Here is an 18,510-nt window from a genome sequence, read left to right as displayed (position 1 = left end):
TGCACGGCTGCCTCTTTTTTATACTGCTGTATGGCTCAATCATCATCGTCGTCGGAGTCTACATCTGTGTACACAATCTTGGCTGTATACGCATCGACTCCCACTTCCGTCGATACCCGCCCGTTTCTGATCTCCACCTCATACACGGCTCCGCCATTGTCCCGGTCAAGGTCAATTTCAGCTACCGTTCCCTTCACTGAGGCTGATGCTACTGCGGCTGCTTTGGCCGCTGTAATCAGTGTTCCGCTTGGTGCTGTAGCAGCAACTGCGTAGTTATCATCGTCGTCATCGTCTGTTTCTTTGCGCACGCTTATCACTTTACCCGTGTACGCATCTACCCGGACATCCATCTCCTGCTTGGCCTGCCGGATCTCGACATCGTAATACGTACCGCTGAGTTTCTTATCCAGATCAATGCTCTCTACCTGTCCCGGTGCCGCCTTCAAAGCAATCTCTTCGGCTTTGCTTACACCGATCAGCGTTTTGCTCTGACTCTGCACCGATGCGGCTGCTGCCGCAGTACCGCCCTTAACCTCGCCGATGCCGTAGGCACCTCCCAGAATCAATGCTGCTGCCGCTATACTGCTCCATACTTTTTTCTTCATCTTTGCCGCCTCCTAAGTTCAATCTGTGCTGCTCATGTAGTAACTATAACGGTCCAACATGAGAGGACAGCGGGAGGAACATTAGAATTTGATGAGAAAATCAACCTCACAAAGTGGAGCTATAGCTTCGATGTTTACTCAGGTACTTTGCGAAGGCCCCAAAACATATAAATTCTGGTCTTAGAAAAAGGCTCAGGAGTTATCTCCATCCGGTTCTTCCCACGTTACTGACATAATGCTGCCAGAGATGGCGTTCACCTGAACTACGGCCTCTCGTCCGTCTGAAGTTTTAATCTCCACCAGATAAAATGCGCCTGAGTCATTGATTCCGGTGTCCACATCATCCGGTTCCCCCGCCACTTCCTGCAATGCCAGCCGGACCGCTTCGTCTTCTGAGACCACACGCTGCGCTGACGGGGACGGAGCTGGTGACGGTGCAGCGGTTGCTCCGCCCGCAGGGGCTTGAGAGGCTGCGGGTGTAGGCTGAACAGCTGGCTCTGCTGCGCGCTTCAGCAACACTATGGAGAGGATCTCACCTGTTGCTCCATCCAGCTTCAGCTCATATAATCCCTGCGCAGTCTCCAGCTCTGCCACATATTTCCCGGACTGCAGCCTCAGACTCTCTACCGTTCCGGCATATTCCTTCAGCACGGCCTGTTCCGCCTGTTCCCTGGACAGCAGCTGTTCGGATTCATTACCGGATATCCGCAGTGCAGCAAATACCAGCACGAGGAGCACAGCCAAAATAATGACCGCCTTATACAGAAGGCTCTGGGTCGATCGTTTATTATTCACTCGTTTCGTATTCTCACGCTGCTTGTTCATTGTCCTCCCCTGCTCTCAGCGGCAATCCGGATCATCACCGAGGTTCCCAGACCTATTGCACTATTCATGGACAGCTTGGCACCAATCGCGCCTGCAATCTCTGCCGCAAGCGACAGCCCCAGGCCTGCACCCCCGCCCTCACGGCTTCTTGCCTCATCCACTCTGTAGAAACGGTCGAATATCTTAGGCAGCTCCTCCGGGGGAATCCCGATTCCCCGGTCCGTAATGACTATAACCCGCTCCTGCCCGGAAGCTTCAAGGCTGACAGTTATCGCCTCATCACTGTATTTGCGGGCATTGTCCAGGAAGATGAACAGCAGCTGCCTCAGCTTCGCTTCATCGCTGTAGCCTTCAACCGGACCCTTGGACTGGACGGTTACTTCTCTCCCATATGCATTATGAAATACCCTGGCCGAAGCTCGGGCCAGCTCTTCCAAATCAATCATCTTCATCTCAAGATCCCAATGCTCATGATGCTTCGCCAGCAGCAGCAGCTGCTCGGTCAGCTCCTTCATCCGGACAGCTTCAGAATGAATGGCTTCAACCGATTCATTGAACAATTCGGGATGATCCAGCCCTCTGCGCTTCAGCAGACTGGCATAGCTCTCAATTACCGTCAGCGGTGTGCGCAGTTCATGTGAAGCATCCGAGACGAATTTCTCCTGCTTCACATGATTGCTCTCCAGGAGGGCAATCATCTCGTTGAACGTACGCCCCATCTCCACCAGCTCATCCCCGGAGGTCTCCTTCAGCGCAAGCCTGCGGAATTTCCCGCTGTTTTTGATCTCCCGCATGGTAACTGTCATTTGCACGATGGGGCGCATAATCAGCCCCGACAGCAACCGGCTGGACAGCAGCAGCGGCAGCAGTGCAACAAGCGTGGCTCCGGCAAGCACAATCCGCAGCACCCGCAGTGTACTCATGGTGCTCTCCAGACTTTTGGTCATCTGGACATTCATGACGTTCCCGTCCGTCCAGATGACCGGAGCGCTCACGAATGCATAGGAGCGCCCGCCCGCCTGTATAATTCCCGTTTGCTTCTCAGGATGATAGACCGGCTTCAGCCGGCTGATCTCCTGTTCGGAGGCTGAAGTGACAGGCGCAGGACCGCTCCCGTCCGGCGCGAGCAGCCGGAGCATCCCTTCAATCGGCACATAGGCCCGGAGCAGCTCCGGTGCCGCTACCCCGCTTCCCGCCCTTCTCATATCAGCAGCGACCCTGGCTGTCTCGGCAGCAGCCTGCTCCAGCTGGCTATCTGTCGACAACCGGCTGAACATCAGGTAAATGAACAGGTTCATGATGACAAGCAGTACGGCAAACAGCACACTGGAGTACAGATAGATTTTGCTCCGCAGCTTCATAGGGAGTCCTTCAGCACATAACCGATGCCCCGCACCGTATGGATCAGTTCTTCCTGATTACCCTGCGTAAGCTTTTTGCGGACATAACGGATATAGACATCCACGACATTCGTATCCCCGTAATAATCGTATCCCCAGACGGCTGTCATAATCTGCTCCCTGTTCAGCACCTGGCGCTTATTCTTCAGCAGGAACACCAGCAGATCGAACTCCCGCGGAGTCAGCTCAATCCTTCTGCCCGCCCGCATTACCTCACGTGTAGCTTCGTTCAGCTCAAGATCATCCGCTCTCAGCCATGAGTCTGTTTCCGCTGTCTTACGTCCTGATGCCAGCCGCAGCGCAGCGCGGACACGCGCCAGCAGCTCCTCTATTTGAAAAGGCTTGGTAATATAGTCATTTGCCCCTAAATCCAGCCCTGATACCTTGTCCTCCACCGAGCTTTTAGCCGTAAGCAGCAGCACAGGAGTATCGGCATCATTCGCCCGGATACGCCGCAGCAGCTCTATTCCGCTGAATCCGGGCAGCATTACATCCAGCAGCAGCAGATCCGGCTGCTGCTCCTGATACAGCTCAAGTCCCTGATGGCCGCTGCCGGCAATGGATACACGGTATCCCTCACACTCCAGCTCAATCTGCAGCAGACGGGCTATTCTCACCTCATCCTCAACAACCAGGATAGATTCTGTCATTGGCGTTCCGCCTTTCTGCCTGCATGCACGTGTATGCATGCTTATTCTTAATCCGGCTGCCTCCATTGTAGGGCATAGGCAGGCGCAGATTCAAACTCTGCGTCTGGCCAATGTCCCCTCGCTCCTCGTAATTCTCCGGTTTATTCTTAATAGTACGAACTATACATCCCCTTAACTATGGACCCCTGCCCCTCTTCCTCATAATGCCCGCCTAACGCCCAACCAAAGGGATTTATCCCTTTCATTTCCTCATTCTGTCCGCCTTTCGCTCAATCAGAGGAAATCATCCCTCTCATTTCCTCATTTTTCCCGGATACCGCCAAATCCAATATCCCTCTCGTTCCCGCCTATTGCCCACTCTCTGCGGACTATACAAAAAAGAGTGCTCCAGGCCGCTTAAGCGGCTCGGAAACACCCCATTCTCTTCTACTGCGTATGAACAGGCAATAGCAGCAGCATTTATAAGCTGCGGTGCAGCAGCTCCAGCACACTGCGCAGCTCGGCAACCGCTACCTGACCCGGAGCCGAAGGCTTATGCGCCGCCCCGAAGGTCAGCGCCGAGCCGAAGATTTCACCGGCAAGCCGGCTGATTACGCCCTCTCCGGCCATCGACATTGTAATGATCGGACGGTCCGCATACCGCTCCTGCATCTTGTTTGTCGCTGCCAGCAGGGTCAGCACATCCCCCGCACTCTGCGGCATCACAGCAATCTTCGGCAGATCTCCGCCAAGCTCCTGTGCTCTGCGCAGCCGGGAGACGATTTCATCCTGTGACGGCGTGCCATGGAAATCATGATTCGATATAATCACGAATACCGCATTGTCATGCGCTGTGGCAATCAGCCCACGGACCTCCTGTTCCTCGTTAAACAATTCCACATCCACAATATCAACGTATCCGCTCTCTACAGCGGCTTTGTTGAGCCGGAAGTAATACTCTGTGGAGATTTCCTTCTCCCCGCCCTCTTTGGCGCTGCGGAACGTGAAGATCAGCGGAATCTCCGGCAGAAGCTGCTGGATTTCCTCCAGGACCTCCGTTACTGCTGCAATATCCTCCACCTGGCTGAAGAAATCGCTCCGCCACTCCACCACATCCGGAGCCAGAGCCTTAAGGGCCTCCGCCTCTTCCCGAAGCTCGGATAACGTTGTTCCGACCAGCGGAACACAGATTTTGGGCATCCCCTCCCCAAGGGTCACATTCTTAACGGTTACTGTACCGCTCATCGTTTCAGCTCCTTATGTATCAGGCTAAGCCTGTGAATTAACCGTACGGCTCGCTTACCGCAGCATTCTGTATCTGGTCAGACAATCCTGCACAGAATACAACAATCCCCGCAATATATTAACCAAAATCCTTACACAGAGTGAACTTACGAATCTCAAAGGACCGTTTACACGATCCTTACGCTAAATCTACTGTGCGCCCGGCTCGGCATCAGCAGCTTCCTGCAGGAACTGCTTCACCTCTTGCAATCTTGGCAGCGAAGGAATCGCTCCCGCTTTGCCAACCGCCAGCGCGCCGACCGCATTCGCGAATCTGACCGCTTCATCCAGCGTTTTCCCGCGTGTAAGCTGCCAGGCCAGCGCCCCGTTGAAGGAGTCGCCCGCCGCCACTGTATCTACAGCTTGTACCGGGAACCCGGGAACATGCAGGCTGCCGGAAGCATTCACAATCAGCGCCCCTTTGGAGCCCAGTGTGACAATAATGTGCTGAACCCCTTTTTGCAGCAAAATCCGTGCCGCACGCTCCGCATCATCCACACTCTCTACGGAAATACCGGCCAGAATGCCCGCCTCTGTTTCATTCGGAGTCAGGTAAGTCACATGATGAAGTAATTCATCTCCGAGCGGCTGAGCCGGTGCCGGGTTGAGGATCACCGGAATTCCATGGCGGGAAGCAACGGCAGCCGCAGCCTCTACCATAGTCAGATCCGTCTCCAGCTGCATGACGACAATTCCGGCTTGGCGGATAACCGGTTCAAGTGCTTCAATATCGCCCGGCTTCATCTCGACATTCGCACCGGGGACCACAATAATCCGGTTCTCGCCTTCTCCGTCCACCACAATGGAGGCGACTCCTGTAGCCTGTGACTCACTCTGCGTGATATATCCGGTGTGAACCTGCTCCTGTGTCATAACCTCCAGCAGTCCGCTGCCAAAAGAGTCCCGGCCCACTCTGCCGATCATGGTTACCTCCGCGCCAAGTCTGGCTGCAGCAACGGCCTGATTGGCACCTTTTCCGCCCGGGGACAATGCAAATTCCTGACCAAACAGCGTCTCGCCCGCTTCCGGAGCCCGTTTCGTGCGTACTACCATATCCATATTCAGACTTCCAATTACGACTATACTCAACATGAACACCACCACTTGGTTTATTTCCATTGTTTCTTCGCCATTAAGGCTACCTTCTCCATGGAAGGGACGGCACCGGCGTTACTGGTTGTTATCCTCTTATCTTATGGCCTTCAGCCGGGTTAATCAAATTTTTATGAATAGAAGCTTTGGCAGCTTTTTTTCATCAAAACTTCGCTGTGCTTTTTAAAGACAAATATGCTAGAATAGGTGTGCAATCGCTTCCAGAACCTAACACATTCTTTTGAGCAAACGTTTGCATCTTAGATAAAGCCTGCAGTTTTGCCAATAATAATCTAAATCATATTTAGGAGGCTTATCAAGTGAACGAGAACCAACTGCCGTCAGTAGCTTATTTCAGCATGGAGTACGGGCTCCATTCAGACTTCAAAATGTACGCCGGAGGCCTGGGCATTCTGGCCGGAGATTACATCAAAGGTGCCAAGGATATAGGCGCTCCTGTCATCCCCATCGGACTCAAATGGAAACAAGGCTACACGGACCAGAAAATTGATGCAAACGGCAATCCGTACGACTCCTACCATAATTATGTGTATGAGTTCCTTGAAGATACAGGCGTCAAGGTTACGGTAAAAGTCAGAAAAACCGATGTCGTCTGCAAAGTGTGGAAAACAGAGCATTTCGGCAACAGCCCGCTTTATCTGCTGGATACGGACATTCCCGAGAACAGTGACGCCTGGATCACAGGCCAGCTGTATGGCTGGTTCGGGGAAGAACGCATTGCCCAGGAGATTGTCCTGGGGATCGGCGGCGTCAAGGCCATGCGTGCCCTGGGAATTCCGATTGATGTCTATCACTTCAACGAGGGGCATGCCGCGCTTGCAGCAATTGAGCTGATCCGTGAGAAGATGTCCGGCGGCAGTACTTTTGAGGAAGCCTGGAAAGCTACACGGGAAGAGGTTGTGTTCACTACACATACACCGATCAAGGAAGGTAATGAGACCCATCCGCTCGACCGTCTGGAGTACATGGGTGCTTTTAACGGCTTAACCCGCGCTCAGATGGAGCGGATCGGCGGAGAGCCGTTCAACATGACTGTGGCAGGCCTGCGCCTGTCCCGTATCTCGAACGCCGTTGCCCAGCTCCATGCCGATACCGCCAATAAAATGTGGAAAGAGGTCGCCGGCCGGTCCGAGATCATCGGCATTACTAATGCAATTCATACGCCTACCTGGGTGGATGAACGGATGACGCGTGCTTTTGAAGAAGGCGGCGACCTGTGGGCCACACACAAGGAGATCAAGCAGGAGCTGATCGGCTTCATCGAGGAACGCTCCGGGATTGCCCTGAATGCCGACAACCTGCTGATCGGCTTCTCCCGCCGCGCAGCTCCCTACAAACGCAGCGACCTGATCTTCTCCCAGCCCGAGGTGATTGAGCCTTACCTGGAGAGCGGCAAAGTTCAGATTGTCTTCTCCGGCAAAGCGCATCCGCTGGATGATAACGGCAAGAGAATCGTCAGCAACCTCGTAGCCATGATGAAAAAATACCCGAAAAGTGTAGTTTTCCTGGAAAACTACGATATGACCATCGGTGCCCAGCTCACCCGCGGCTCCGATATCTGGCTGAACAATCCGCGCAGACCGCTGGAAGCCAGCGGAACCTCCGGTATGAAGGCCGCCATGAACGGCGTCCTCAACTGCTCCATCCTTGACGGCTGGTGGCCGGAAGCCTGTATAGACGGCGAGAACGGCTGGCAGATCGGGGACGGCTTTGAGACTACGGACTTCGCGGTGCTTGATCAGCACGACAGCGATGCCCTGTATGATACACTCCTGAACCGTGTTCTGCCGACCTTCTATGAGAACAAGGACAAGTGGGTGCAGATGATGCACCGCAGCATTGAGACCACCCGCACCGAGTTCGCCACCAAACGCATGCTGGATGAATACTATAACCGGATGTACATCAAAGGCTGATTGGCGTCCGCAGTTCTGCTGCTTCCTTCTACATGCCCTTTCTTCGTTCCCTCCTGCCCGCTTCAGCGGGCGGGATTTTTTAGGTTCCACGAGTTTTCAGTTCATATTCTTTATCTTTAATAACGTTAATCATCTTCATTTAATCTGCTTTCCAGCGGAATTCCGGGCAAATATCCTACTTTTAGTGAAACCAGTTTCCCCAACCAATTTTTTTTGGCTGCTTGTCCAATTCCGACATTATTTTCAGTTCACTTAGGTTACAGTGATAGTGTGCTACAAACGTTTGCACAATAAGATATGCGATGAGCGGCTAGAAGTTCCCGGGAGTTTATTAAGGCCAAACACGCACAAGTGAAGCAGGTAAAACCACTACAAAGGGAGATGGGCAAATGCAATTGCAACGAATGGGCAGCTTCAAAAAAGTAGGTATCGGCTTGGGGACTCTGCTTATTGCTTCCGCAATCAGTTTAACCGGAGCCAGTGCTGCCGGCAATCTTGTTCCAGTGATGACCTCCAACACAAGTCCGGCGGGTACCGCTTCCGCCAGCAGCGAATGGGCATTCCATGAAGCCTACAAAGCTTTTGACCATGATTACAGCACCTATTACTCCACTTCCAGCGGCAGCTCAGGATATCTGCAATACAGCTTTGGCACTTCCAAAAAGGTCCGCAGCTATAGGCTTACCACCTCATCCCAGCCTCAGGCGAATGTGCCAAAAACCTGGACCCTTCAGGGCTCCAGTAACGGCAGCAGCTGGGTCGTTCTGAGCAGCCAGTCTGGCCTTTATTATCCGGGTTCTTCTTACTACTTCAACCTCTCTTCTACAGGTGAATATACCAGCTACAGGCTGGTCATTACCGCCAACAACGGCGCTTATTCCACTTCTGTAGGCGAGCTGGAACTGTACGAATAATTAACGCTCACATCCGCTTATCAGATACAGGCCGCATTCCTGACTGATAGCAGCAATAGCGACCCTCTTACACCTAATGTAGAGGGTTTTTGACGTTGTCACCCTACTTCTTCAGCTCATACCTCCCTCTCACTCGCCTTTGCCCTTGCCATCCAATAATGCGAGATATATTCTAGTCCAGAGGCGTCAGCCCTATCATGATTTTACCTTCTTCCGCATATTGTTAATTATAATGATTATAAAAAAGGATTGATTTTATTTAATTTTTTGTTATTATAAAACTTATACTTAATCTAAAATCAAATCCTAATACGAGGTGACTGTATTCATGAGTGAGAGCAATAACAAACTAACGACAAGCTGGGGTGCCCCGGTAGGTGACAACCAGAATTCTATGACAGCCGGTTCCCGCGGACCCACTTTGCTGCAGGATGTTCATCTGCTGGAGAAATTAGCCCATTTTAACCGGGAACGTGTTCCTGAGCGTGTTGTCCATGCCAAAGGTGCCGGTGCTCATGGTTATTTTGAAGTCACCAAAGATCTCTCCCAATATACAAAAGCTGCCTTCTTATCTGAAGTCGGTAAGCGCACACCGATGTTCATCCGCTTCTCTACCGTAGCCGGGGAGCTGGGTTCTGCTGATACCGTGCGTGATCCGCGCGGCTTTGCCGTGAAATTCTACACCGAAGAAGGCAACTACGACCTCGTCGGCAACAATACACCTGTCTTTTTCATCCGTGATGCGATCAAATTCCCGGACTTTATCCATACCCAGAAACGCCACCCGCAGACACATCTGAAGAACCCGAACGCTGTGTGGGATTTCTGGTCGCTCTCCCCTGAATCCCTGCACCAGGTTACCATTCTGATGTCTGACCGCGGCATACCGGCCACCCTCCGTCATATGCACGGCTTCGGCAGCCATACGTTCAAGTGGGTGAATGCAGAAGGCGCCGCAGTATGGGTGAAATACCATTTCAAAACAGAGCAGGGCGTCAAGAATCTCGATGTTAATCTGGCTGCGCAGATTGCCGGTGACAACCCGGATTACCATACTGAGGACTTGTTCAATGCGATCGACAAAGGGGATTTCCCCGCCTGGAGACTGCATGTGCAGATCATGCCTGTAGAGGATGCTGACACCTACCGTTTCGACCCGTTTGATGTCACCAAGGTATGGTCCCAGAAGGATTACCCGCTGATTGAGGTGGGCCGCATGGTGCTGGACCGCAATCCGGAGAACTACTTCGCTGAAGTGGAGCAGGCTACCTTCTCTCCGGGATCATTTGTGCCAGGGATAGAAGCCTCTCCTGATAAAATGCTCCAAGGCCGCCTCTTCGCCTACGGCGACGCCCACCGTTACCGGGTAGGAGCGAATCACAACCACCTGCCGATTAACCGGCCCATCGCCGAGGTGAACAATAATCAGCGGGATGGCGCGCTGAATCACACCAATAACGGCGGAGGCTCCGTGTATTACGAGCCTAACAGCTTAGGCGGGGCAACCGAGTCTCCGCAGGATAAACCGGCGGCTTTTGCAGTCTCCGGCCAAGCGGACAGCGTCCCTTACGATCACAACGATCATTACACCCAGCCGGGTGATCTCTATCGTCTGCTGAGTGAAGAGGAGCGTGCCCGGCTCGTACGCAATATTGTCGGGGCTATGACTCCAGTAGAGTCGGATGAGATCAAGCTTCGCCAGATTGGCCATTTCTACAAAGCAGATCCGGAATTTGGCCGGCGTATCGCAGACGGACTGGGACTGGTGATACCGGAGTAACTCCACTTGCATCCTTCAGCGCACAGAAACCCCTGACTTCATCAGTCAGGGGTTTCTTGGGATTATCGTATTTGCATTTTCTATGTATATAGCCTAATGATACACATTCATCCACTGCTCCAGCTGCTGCTTCAGTCCCTGTCTCGCGGATACCGGCTCAAGAATCTCGGCGTTAGGGCCATATTGCAGAATCCACTTAATAAATTCCTTGTCGTTATTGACGGTGACTTCAAATAGCAGACTTCCGTCTTCCTCGTCGGTCATTCGCGGGTGCACGAACAATTCCTCTTCTTTGATGTAACGCGCTACCTCCGGATGAAACCGCACTTTGAAGGTGGTATTCTTATTGCCCCGGTCGATCGACCAGGTATTTTTCAGATACTGTTTAATATTGAAATCCCCTTTGTCGAAGGGGGTATCCGTCACCTCTACCTGCAGAAAACGGCTGATACGAAACGTCCGGATCGCCCTCTTCAGGTGGCAATAGCCAATCAGATAGAATCTCTGGTCACGCGGAATCAAATAATAAGGATCAATCTCCCGCTGCGTTGTCTCATTACGCAATTGCGAGTGATATACCGTACGAATCCGCCGTTGCTCCATAATCGCCCCGATCAGCGGCTGCAGGAAATTCCGGCTCTCCTTGCGGTAAGCAGGCTTGCCCATTTGAATAATATCTGAAATATTCTCAAGCATTCCATTCTGTTTGGATTTCTCCTTCAGATGTGTGCCCATGACTTTGTCAAAGGCAGACAGAAAACCTGGGGGGATTTTGCCGGGTGCCAGCACGGAGGGCAGCAGAGAGAAGGCCATTGCCTCCTGCTCGGAGAAATCCAGCGGGTATAAGAAGAATTTCCCCATAAACTTATAACCTGTTCCTCTCCCCTCGTTCATCACCGGTGCAAAATGACTGATTACATCCAAGTCCCTGTAAATCGTTCTAATATTCACCTCGCACCGGAATGCCAGATCCGCAGCCGTAATCCCGGGATTCGACTGGATGGCGTTAATGATCTTGAAAATCCGTATTACTTTGTCTGTCATAATAAATGCTCCTCAACTTCCAAGTAAATAGTGCCTGTACTTCCATAGTTCTAATATAACAGGTCTATATAAACATGGCTGTCTGCATAATATAGCATTATCAGCGCATAGAGCAGTCACCAGCATACACTGTGCATTTTTAATAAGCCAATACTTCCGCCCCATGTAGAAAAAACAAAAAAAACCCTTGAATATCAAGGGTTTCTATAACTATTATTTAAGCGGGTGATGGGAATCGAACCCACGCTATCAGCTTGGAAGGCTGAAGTTCTACCATTGAACTACACCCGCAAAGATGAAATATCGGGATGACACGATTTGAACATGCGACCCCCTGGTCCCAAACCAGGTGCTCTACCAAGCTGAGCTACATCCCGTTAATATAAAAGCTATACTGCAAAGTAATAATGGCGCGCCCTGAGAGATGCCAATGCTACGCATCCGATTGCGAAGTGGTGCTATCGAAGCTGATGCTCCAACGAACTCGTTCGAATCCTGAGGACACTTTGATGATTCAAAGAAGTATAAATGGCGCGCCCTGAGAGATTCGAACTCCCGGCCTTTTGATTCGTAGTCAAACGCTCTATCCAGCTGAGCTAAGGGCGCAAAATCTATATGGAGCGGACGACGGGAATCGAACCCGCGACCCTCGCCTTGGCAAGGCGATGCTCTACCGCTGAGCCACGTCCGCAAAAACATGGTGCGCGTGAAGGGACTTGAACCCCCACGTCGTGAAACGCCAGATCCTAAGTCTGGTGCGTCTGCCATTCCGCCACACGCGCACACTTTATAAGAAAATGGTGAGCCATGAAGGACTCGAACCTTCGACACCCTGATTAAAAGTCAGGTGCTCTACCAACTGAGCTAATGGCTCTCATAAGAGAAGCATTCATAAATGAAATGGCTGGGGATATAGGAATCGAACCTATGAATGACGGAGTCAAAGTCCGTTGCCTTACCGCTTGGCTAATCCCCAATATTAATAATTAGCAAACACTACGGAATCGGGTGGATACTCTATACTTCGAGATATAGGATGCTCAATCCCTGATACCTTCATACAATAAAGATGGCGGAACCGACGGGATTCGAACCCGCGATCTCCTGCGTGACAGGCAGGCATGTTAGGCCAACTACACCACGGTTCCAAATTGGTTGCGGGGGCAGGATTTGAACCTGCGGCCTTCGGGTTATGAGCCCGACGAGCTACCGGGCTGCTCCACCCCGCGTCAATGTTAAAGATCTATTCTGTTAAAGATAGATGGTGGAGGCTGAGGGGTTCGAACCCCCGACCCTCTGCTTGTAAGGCAGATGCTCTCCCAGCTGAGCTAAGCCTCCATATATGACTCGTATGGGATTCGAACCCATGTTACCTCCGTGAAAGGGAGGTGTCTTAACCCCTTGACCAACGAGCCATGCTGTTTAATTACTTGTAAGGTAAATCTACGGAGAGTGAGGGATACTCTTCACTTCGTTACGAGATTGCGAAGCTGTGCTAACGAAGCCTATACTCCAACGAACCACTGAGGGTTCTCATCCCTTTACAGGGAAGGTATTGCTACGGAGAGAGAGGGATTCGAACCCTCGAGACGCTTGTGGCGCCTACACGATTTCCAATCGTGCTCCTTCGGCCAAACTCGGACACCTCTCCAGATGGCTCCCCGAACAGGACTCGAACCTGTGACAACTCGATTAACAGTCGAGTGCTCTACCAACTGAGCTATCAGGGAATATACATATCAGGCTTGATCGCCTGAAAACTGAATCCGAAACGAATCTGCGTATTAAAAATTTGGATAAGCCCTCGACCGATTAGTATTGGTCAGCTCCATGCATTGCTGCACTTCCACCTCCAACCTATCTACCTCGTCGTCTTCAAGGGGTCTTACTAATTGGGAAATCTCATCTTGAGGGGGGCTTCACGCTTAGATGCTTTCAGCGCTTATCCCGTCCGTACGTAGCTACTCAGCCATGCTCCTGGCGGAACAACTGATGCACCAGCGGTACGTCCATCCCGGTCCTCTCGTACTAAGGACAGCTCCTCTCAAATTTCCTGCGCCCACGACAGATAGGGACCGAACTGTCTCACGACGTTCTGAACCCAGCTCGCGTACCGCTTTAATGGGCGAACAGCCCAACCCTTGGGACCTACTTCAGCCCCAGGATGCGATGAGCCGACATCGAGGTGCCAAACCTCCCCGTCGATGTGGACTCTTGGGGGAGATAAGCCTGTTATCCCCAGGGTAGCTTTTATCCGTTGAGCGATGGCCCTTCCATGCGGTACCACCGGATCACTAAGTCCGACTTTCGTCCCTGCTCGACTTGTAGGTCTCGCAGTCAAGCTCCCTTATGCCTTTGCACTCTTCGAATGATTTCCAACCATTCTGAGGGAACCTTTGAACGCCTCCGTTACTCTTTAGGAGGCGACCGCCCCAGTCAAACTGCCCGCCTGACACGGTCCCCGTACCCGGTAAGGGCACTAGGTTAGAACCTAGATACGATCAGGGTGGTATCCCAACGGCGCCTCCGCAGAAGCTTGCGCTCCTGCCTCAACGGCTCCCACCTATCCTGTACAGATCGTACCCAAATTCAATATCAAGCTGCAGTAAAGCTCCATGGGGTCTTTCCGTCTTGTCGCGGGTAACCTGCATCTTCACAGGTATTAAAATTTCACCGGATCTCTCGTTGAGACAGCGCCCAAGTCGTTACGCCATTCGTGCGGGTCAGAATTTACCTGACAAGGAATTTCGCTACCTTAGGACCGTTATAGTTACGGCCGCCGTTTACTGGGGCTTCGGTTCACAGCTTCGGATTGCTCCTAACCACTCCCCTTAACCTTCCAGCACCGGGCAGGCGTCAGCCCGTATACTTCGCCTTGCGGCTTCGCACAGACCTGTGTTTTTGCTAAACAGTCGCTTGGGCCTTTTCACTGCGGCCCCCTCGGGCTATTCACCCTACCGAGGCACCTCTTCTCCCGAAGTTACGAGGTCATTTTGCCGAGTTCCTTAACGAGAGTTCTTCCGCGCGCCTTAGAATTCTCTTCTCGCCTACCTGTGTCGGTTTGCGGTACGGGCACCTTCTCCTGGCTAGAGGCTTTTCTTGGCAGTGTGAGATCATGACCTTCGCTACTACAATTTTCGCTCCCCATCACAGCCCAGCCTTAATGATGTGCGGATTTGCCTACACATCAGCCTCACTGCTTAGACGGACACATCCATCAGTCCGCGTCACTACCCTCCTGCGTCACCCCATCGCTCATAGCGGATTACGGTGGTACAGTAATTTCAAACTGTTGTCCTTCGACTACGCCTTTCGGCCTCGCCTTAGGTCCCGACTTACCCTGAGCGGACGAGCCTTCCTCAGGAAACCTTGGGCTTTCGGCGGATCAGATTCTCACTGATCTTTTCGTTACTCATACCGGCATTCTCACTTGTATGCTGTCCAGCGCTCCTTACGGTACACCTTCAACCTACATACAACGCTCCCCTACCCCAGATACAAAGTATCTAGCCATAGCTTCGGTGGTGTGTTTAGCCCCGTTACATTTTCGGCGCAGAGTCACTCGACCAGTGAGCTATTACGCACTCTTTCAATGGTGGCTGCTTCTAAGCCAACATCCTGGTTGTCTGTGCAACTCCACATCCTTTCCCACTTAACACACACTTGGGGACCTTAGCTGATGGTCTGGGCTGTTTCCCTTTTGACAATGGATCTTAGCACTCACTGTCTGACTCCCGGCAAGAAGTTAATGGCATTCGGAGTTTGACTGAGCTTGGTAACCCTTGCGGGCCCCGCACCCAATCAGTGCTCTACCTCCACCACTCCATTCACCGAGGCTAGCCCTAAAGCTATTTCGGGGAGAACCAGCTATCTCCGAGTTCGATTGGAATTTCTCCGCTACCCCCACCTCATCCCCGCATTTTTCAACATGCGTGGGTTCGGGCCTCCAGTGCGTGTTACCGCACCTTCACCCTGGACAGGGGTAGATCACACGGTTTCGGGTCTACGTCCACATACTCAATCGCCCTATTCAGACTCGCTTTCGCTGCGGCTCCGGCTTCTCACCTTAACCTTGCATGTTAAACGTAACTCGCCGGTTCATTCTACAAAAGGCACGCCATCACCCAGTAATAGGGCTCTGACTTTTTGTAAGCACACGGTTTCAGGTTCTATTTCACTCCCCTTCCGGGGTGCTTTTCACCTTTCCCTCACGGTACTGTTTCACTATCGGTCGCCAGGTAGTATTTAGCCTTAGCAGATGGTCCTGCTGGATTCATACGGGGTTTCACGTGCCCCGCACTACTCGGGATCCGTCTCGGAGAGAACACAGTTTAGGCTACAGGGCTTTTACCTCTATCGCGGGCCTTTCCAGACCTCTTCGCCTACCATATTCCTTTGTAACTCCATGTGAGACGTCCCACAACCCCAAGGGGCAAGCCCCTTGGTTTAGGCTGTTCCGCGTTCGCTCGCCGCTACTGACGGAATCACTATTGTTTTCTCTTCCTCAGGGTACTTAGATGTTTCAGTTCCCCTGGTCTGCCTCTACATTTCCTATGTATTCAGAAATGAGTAACTGCGAATTACCACAGCTGGGTTTCCCCATTCGGACACCCCCGGATCAAAGCTTGCTTACAGCTCCCCGAGGCAGTTTCGTTGTTCGCCACGTCCTTCGTCGGCTCCTGGCGCCTAGGCATCCTCCGTGTGCTCTTATTAGCTTAACCACAATTTTCTCCGCAGGAGAAATATTGAACATTGAATTGCTTCAAAGCCCGTTATTTCCTGACGAATGAATTGTATCAACTAATAACTATTTCAACTTGCTTACACAAGTTTCAGCTAAAAGATGTTCTAAAACGCAAATTCGTTTCGGTATCCAGTTTTCAAGGATCAAGTTCTTGCATATAATCTTGTAAAGAAGTATTGGTGGAGCCAAGCGGGATCGAACCGCTGACCTCCTGCTTGCAAGGCAGGCGCTCTCCCAGCTGAGCTATGGCCCCATATAGGTATTCAATTCTAAAATGTTATATGGTGGGCCTTGGTGGACTCGAACCACCGACCTCACCCTTATCAGAGGTGCGCTCTAACCAACTGAGCTAAAAGCCCATATAACAGATAACATTGTGAATCAACCAATAAATTGATTGTTCGCTTGGCGGCGTCCTACTCTCCCAGGACCCTTCGGTCCAAGTACCATCGGCGCTGGAGGGCTTAACGGTCGTGTTCGGGATGGGTACGTGTGGAACCCCTCCGCTATCGCCACCAAACGCATACGAAAGAGACTTGCTCTTTCAAAACTGAACACGAGTGAGTGTCCGAACCCGAAGGTTCTATTGTGGAAGCTTTAGCTTCCGATTTGAATGTCACCGTTGCAGGTGACGATTCTCCATAGAAAGGAGGTGATCCAGCCGCACCTTCCGATACGGCTACCTTGTTACGACTTCACCCCAATCATCTACCCCACCTTCGGCGGCTGGCTCCCTTGCGGGTTACCCCACCGACTTCGGGTGTTGTAAACTCTCGTGGTGTGACGGGCGGTGTGTACAAGACCCGGGAACGTATTCACCGCGGCATGCTGATCCGCGATTACTAGCAATTCCGACTTCATGCAGGCGAGTTGCAGCCTGCAATCCGAACTGAGACCGGCTTTGCTGGGATTGGCTCCACCTCGCGGTTTCGCTTCCCGTTGTACCGGCCATTGTAGTACGTGTGTAGCCCAGGTCATAAGGGGCATGATGATTTGACGTCATCCCCACCTTCCTCCGGTTTGTCACCGGCAGTCACTCTAGAGTGCCCAGCACTACCTGCTGGCAACTAAAGTCAAGGGTTGCGCTCGTTGCGGGACTTAACCCAACATCTCACGACACGAGCTGACGACAACCATGCACCACCTGTCTCCGATGCTCCGAAGAGGGGCACTATCTCTAATGCTTTCATCGGGATGTCAAGACCTGGTAAGGTTCTTCGCGTTGCTTCGAATTAAACCACATACTCCACTGCTTGTGCGGGTCCCCGTCAATTCCTTTGAGTTTCAGTCTTGCGACCGTACTCCCCAGGCGGAGTGCTTACTGTGTTAACTTCGGCACCAAGGGTATCGAAACCCCTAACACCTAGCACTCATCGTTTACGGCGTGGACTACCAGGGTATCTAATCCTGTTTGCTCCCCACGCTTTCGCGCCTCAGCGTCAGTTACAGCCCAGAAAGTCGCCTTCGCCACTGGTGTTCCTCCACATATCTACGCATTTCACCGCTACACGTGGAATTCCACTTTCCTCTTCTGTACTCAAGTCACCCAGTTTCCAGTGCGACCCCAGGTTGAGCCCAAGGTTTAAACACCAGACTTAAATGACCGCCTGCGCGCGCTTTACGCCCAATAATTCCGGACAACGCTTGCCCCCTACGTATTACCGCGGCTGCTGGCACGTAGTTAGCCGGGGCTTTCTTCTCAGGTACCGTCACTCCGGCAGCAGTTACTCTACCGGACGTTCTTCCCTGGCAACAGAGCTTTACGATCCGAAAACCTTCATCACTCACGCGGCATTGCTCCGTCAGGCTTTCGCCCATTGCGGAAGATTCCCTACTGCTGCCTCCCGTAGGAGTCTGGGCCGTGTCTCAGTCCCAGTGTGGCCGTTCACCCTCTCAGGTCGGCTACGCATCGTCGCCTTGGTGAGCCGTTACCCCACCAACTAGCTAATGCGCCGCAGGCCCATCCCCAAGTGGCAGATTGCTCCGCCTTTCATTCTCTCTTCAGGAGAGGAAAGAAATTATCCGGTATTAGCTACCGTTTCCGGTAGTTATCCCAGTCTTGAGGGCAGGTTGCCTACGTGTTACTCACCCGTCCGCCGCTAAGTAAGAATGGAAGCAAGCTTCCATTCTTACTCCGCTCGACTTGCATGTATTAGGCATGCCGCCAGCGTTCGTCCTGAGCCAGGATCAAACTCTCCAAATTGTATTTAGAAAGAGCGATTGCTCATTTTGAAACATCTGACGAGAATTTTCATT

General features: G+C 52.2%; 10 protein-coding genes, 15 tRNA genes and 3 rRNA genes. 3 read left to right on the top strand and 25 right to left on the bottom strand.

Annotated features, from left to right (window positions below; translation table 11 throughout):
- Window positions 1-35 precede the first annotated feature (35 nt).
- From NSQ73_RS34725 to rbsK, 6 genes are all read right to left on the bottom strand, one after another.
- On the bottom strand, window positions 36-605 hold the full coding sequence (locus NSQ73_RS34725; RefSeq protein ID WP_340990701.1) for a PepSY domain-containing protein: 570 nt from the start codon (window positions 603-605) through the stop codon (window positions 36-38).
- Window positions 606-797: 192 nt separating this feature from the next.
- Window positions 798-1,430 (bottom strand): PepSY domain-containing protein, encoded by a 633-nt coding sequence (locus NSQ73_RS34720; RefSeq protein ID WP_340990700.1) that lies wholly within the window; start codon window positions 1,428-1,430, stop codon window positions 798-800.
- Window positions 1,427-2,791, bottom strand: coding sequence for a sensor histidine kinase (locus tag NSQ73_RS34715; RefSeq protein WP_340990699.1), 1,365 nt, complete (start codon window positions 2,789-2,791; stop codon window positions 1,427-1,429). The genes NSQ73_RS34720 and NSQ73_RS34715 overlap by 4 nt, the downstream gene beginning before the upstream one ends.
- Window positions 2,788-3,480, bottom strand: coding sequence for a response regulator transcription factor (locus tag NSQ73_RS34710; protein WP_076247286.1), 693 nt, complete (start codon window positions 3,478-3,480; stop codon window positions 2,788-2,790). The genes NSQ73_RS34715 and NSQ73_RS34710 overlap by 4 nt, the downstream gene beginning before the upstream one ends.
- A gap of 459 nt (window positions 3,481-3,939) precedes the next feature.
- A complete protein-coding gene (gene aroD / locus NSQ73_RS34705) occupies window positions 3,940-4,704 on the bottom strand; it encodes a type I 3-dehydroquinate dehydratase (protein WP_340990698.1) in 765 nt (254 codons plus the stop codon).
- 189 nt (window positions 4,705-4,893) lie between these two features.
- The gene (rbsK, locus tag NSQ73_RS34700; protein WP_340990697.1) at window positions 4,894-5,835 is read right to left on the bottom strand and encodes a ribokinase; all 942 of its coding nucleotides are present in this window, start codon (window positions 5,833-5,835) and stop codon (window positions 4,894-4,896) included.
- A 320-nt stretch (window positions 5,836-6,155) separates the two neighbouring features.
- On the opposite strand from rbsK, the gene glgP reads away from it, so the two are divergent.
- From glgP to katA, 3 genes are all read left to right on the top strand, one after another.
- Window positions 6,156-7,772, top strand: coding sequence for an alpha-glucan family phosphorylase (gene glgP, locus NSQ73_RS34695; RefSeq protein ID WP_340990696.1), 1,617 nt, complete (start codon window positions 6,156-6,158; stop codon window positions 7,770-7,772).
- 389 nt (window positions 7,773-8,161) lie between these two features.
- Window positions 8,162-8,686 (top strand): discoidin domain-containing protein, encoded by a 525-nt coding sequence (locus NSQ73_RS34690; protein ID WP_340990695.1) that lies wholly within the window; start codon window positions 8,162-8,164, stop codon window positions 8,684-8,686.
- A 328-nt stretch (window positions 8,687-9,014) separates the two neighbouring features.
- Entirely contained in the window at window positions 9,015-10,466 is a 1,452-nt protein-coding gene (gene katA / locus NSQ73_RS34685) for a catalase KatA (protein ID WP_340990694.1), read from the top strand.
- A 93-nt stretch (window positions 10,467-10,559) separates the two neighbouring features.
- Here the strand turns inward: katA and NSQ73_RS34680 are convergent, their stop codons facing one another.
- The 19 genes from NSQ73_RS34680 to NSQ73_RS34590 all read right to left on the bottom strand — a co-directional run bounded on the left by NSQ73_RS34680 (window position 10,560) and on the right by NSQ73_RS34590 (window position 18,457).
- Window positions 10,560-11,510 carry a helix-turn-helix transcriptional regulator gene (locus NSQ73_RS34680; RefSeq protein ID WP_171720671.1) on the bottom strand — a complete coding sequence of 317 codons (951 nt, stop codon included), beginning with the start codon at window positions 11,508-11,510 and terminating at the stop codon, window positions 10,560-10,562.
- Window positions 11,511-11,730: 220 nt separating this feature from the next.
- A tRNA-Gly gene (locus tag NSQ73_RS34675) sits at window positions 11,731-11,801 on the bottom strand.
- A gap of 12 nt (window positions 11,802-11,813) precedes the next feature.
- Window positions 11,814-11,887 (bottom strand) — tRNA-Pro (locus NSQ73_RS34670).
- Between the two features lie 152 nt (window positions 11,888-12,039).
- Window positions 12,040-12,116, bottom strand: a tRNA-Arg gene (locus NSQ73_RS34665).
- Window positions 12,117-12,126: 10 nt separating this feature from the next.
- Window positions 12,127-12,201: transfer RNA gene (locus NSQ73_RS34660), tRNA-Gly, on the bottom strand.
- A 7-nt stretch (window positions 12,202-12,208) separates the two neighbouring features.
- A tRNA-Leu gene (locus NSQ73_RS34655) sits at window positions 12,209-12,292 on the bottom strand.
- A 16-nt stretch (window positions 12,293-12,308) separates the two neighbouring features.
- Window positions 12,309-12,384, bottom strand: a tRNA-Lys gene (locus tag NSQ73_RS34650).
- Between the two features lie 27 nt (window positions 12,385-12,411).
- Window positions 12,412-12,486 (bottom strand) — tRNA-Gln (locus NSQ73_RS34645).
- A gap of 94 nt (window positions 12,487-12,580) precedes the next feature.
- Window positions 12,581-12,658, bottom strand: a tRNA-Asp gene (locus NSQ73_RS34640).
- Window positions 12,659-12,662: 4 nt separating this feature from the next.
- Window positions 12,663-12,739, bottom strand: a tRNA-Met gene (locus NSQ73_RS34635).
- 33 nt (window positions 12,740-12,772) lie between these two features.
- Window positions 12,773-12,848 (bottom strand) — tRNA-Val (locus tag NSQ73_RS34630).
- A 5-nt stretch (window positions 12,849-12,853) separates the two neighbouring features.
- Window positions 12,854-12,925 (bottom strand) — tRNA-Glu (locus tag NSQ73_RS34625).
- Between the two features lie 146 nt (window positions 12,926-13,071).
- Window positions 13,072-13,161, bottom strand: a tRNA-Ser gene (locus NSQ73_RS34620).
- Window positions 13,162-13,164: 3 nt separating this feature from the next.
- Window positions 13,165-13,240: transfer RNA gene (locus NSQ73_RS34615), tRNA-Asn, on the bottom strand.
- A gap of 62 nt (window positions 13,241-13,302) precedes the next feature.
- Window positions 13,303-16,231, bottom strand: a 23S ribosomal RNA gene (locus tag NSQ73_RS34610).
- A gap of 200 nt (window positions 16,232-16,431) precedes the next feature.
- Window positions 16,432-16,507, bottom strand: a tRNA-Ala gene (locus NSQ73_RS34605).
- A gap of 29 nt (window positions 16,508-16,536) precedes the next feature.
- Window positions 16,537-16,613, bottom strand: a tRNA-Ile gene (locus NSQ73_RS34600).
- 44 nt (window positions 16,614-16,657) lie between these two features.
- Window positions 16,658-16,774: ribosomal RNA gene (gene rrf / locus NSQ73_RS34595) — 5S ribosomal RNA — on the bottom strand.
- Window positions 16,775-16,899: 125 nt separating this feature from the next.
- Window positions 16,900-18,457: ribosomal RNA gene (locus NSQ73_RS34590) — 16S ribosomal RNA — on the bottom strand.
- Together the 16S, 23S and 5S rRNA genes with 15 tRNA genes alongside form the textbook arrangement of a ribosomal RNA operon.
- Window positions 18,458-18,510: the final 53 nt, after the last annotated feature.

The organism is Paenibacillus sp. FSL R10-2736, from assembly GCF_038000245.1.
GTDB lineage: Bacteria > Bacillota > Bacilli > Paenibacillales > Paenibacillaceae > Paenibacillus_AQ > Paenibacillus_AQ phytohabitans.
This window is presented reverse-complemented; position numbering and strand designations above follow the sequence as displayed.

Coding starts and splice junctions, on each gene's coding strand:
- NSQ73_RS34715 (WP_340990699.1), bottom strand. CDS start 2,791: ATGAAGCTGCGGAGCAAAATCTATCTGTACTCCAGTGTGCTGTTTGCC.
- NSQ73_RS34710 (WP_076247286.1), bottom strand. CDS start 3,480: ATGACAGAATCTATCCTGGTTGTTGAGGATGAGGTGAGAATAGCCCGT.
- katA (WP_340990694.1), top strand. CDS start 9,015: ATGAGTGAGAGCAATAACAAACTAACGACAAGCTGGGGTGCCCCGGTA.
- NSQ73_RS34680 (WP_171720671.1), bottom strand. CDS start 11,510: ATGACAGACAAAGTAATACGGATTTTCAAGATCATTAACGCCATCCAG.
- NSQ73_RS34690 (WP_340990695.1), top strand. CDS start 8,162: ATGCAATTGCAACGAATGGGCAGCTTCAAAAAAGTAGGTATCGGCTTG.
- rbsK (WP_340990697.1), bottom strand. CDS start 5,835: ATGTTGAGTATAGTCGTAATTGGAAGTCTGAATATGGATATGGTAGTA.
- NSQ73_RS34720 (WP_340990700.1), bottom strand. CDS start 1,430: ATGAACAAGCAGCGTGAGAATACGAAACGAGTGAATAATAAACGATCG.
- NSQ73_RS34725 (WP_340990701.1), bottom strand. CDS start 605: ATGAAGAAAAAAGTATGGAGCAGTATAGCGGCAGCAGCATTGATTCTG.
- aroD (WP_340990698.1), bottom strand. CDS start 4,704: ATGAGCGGTACAGTAACCGTTAAGAATGTGACCCTTGGGGAGGGGATG.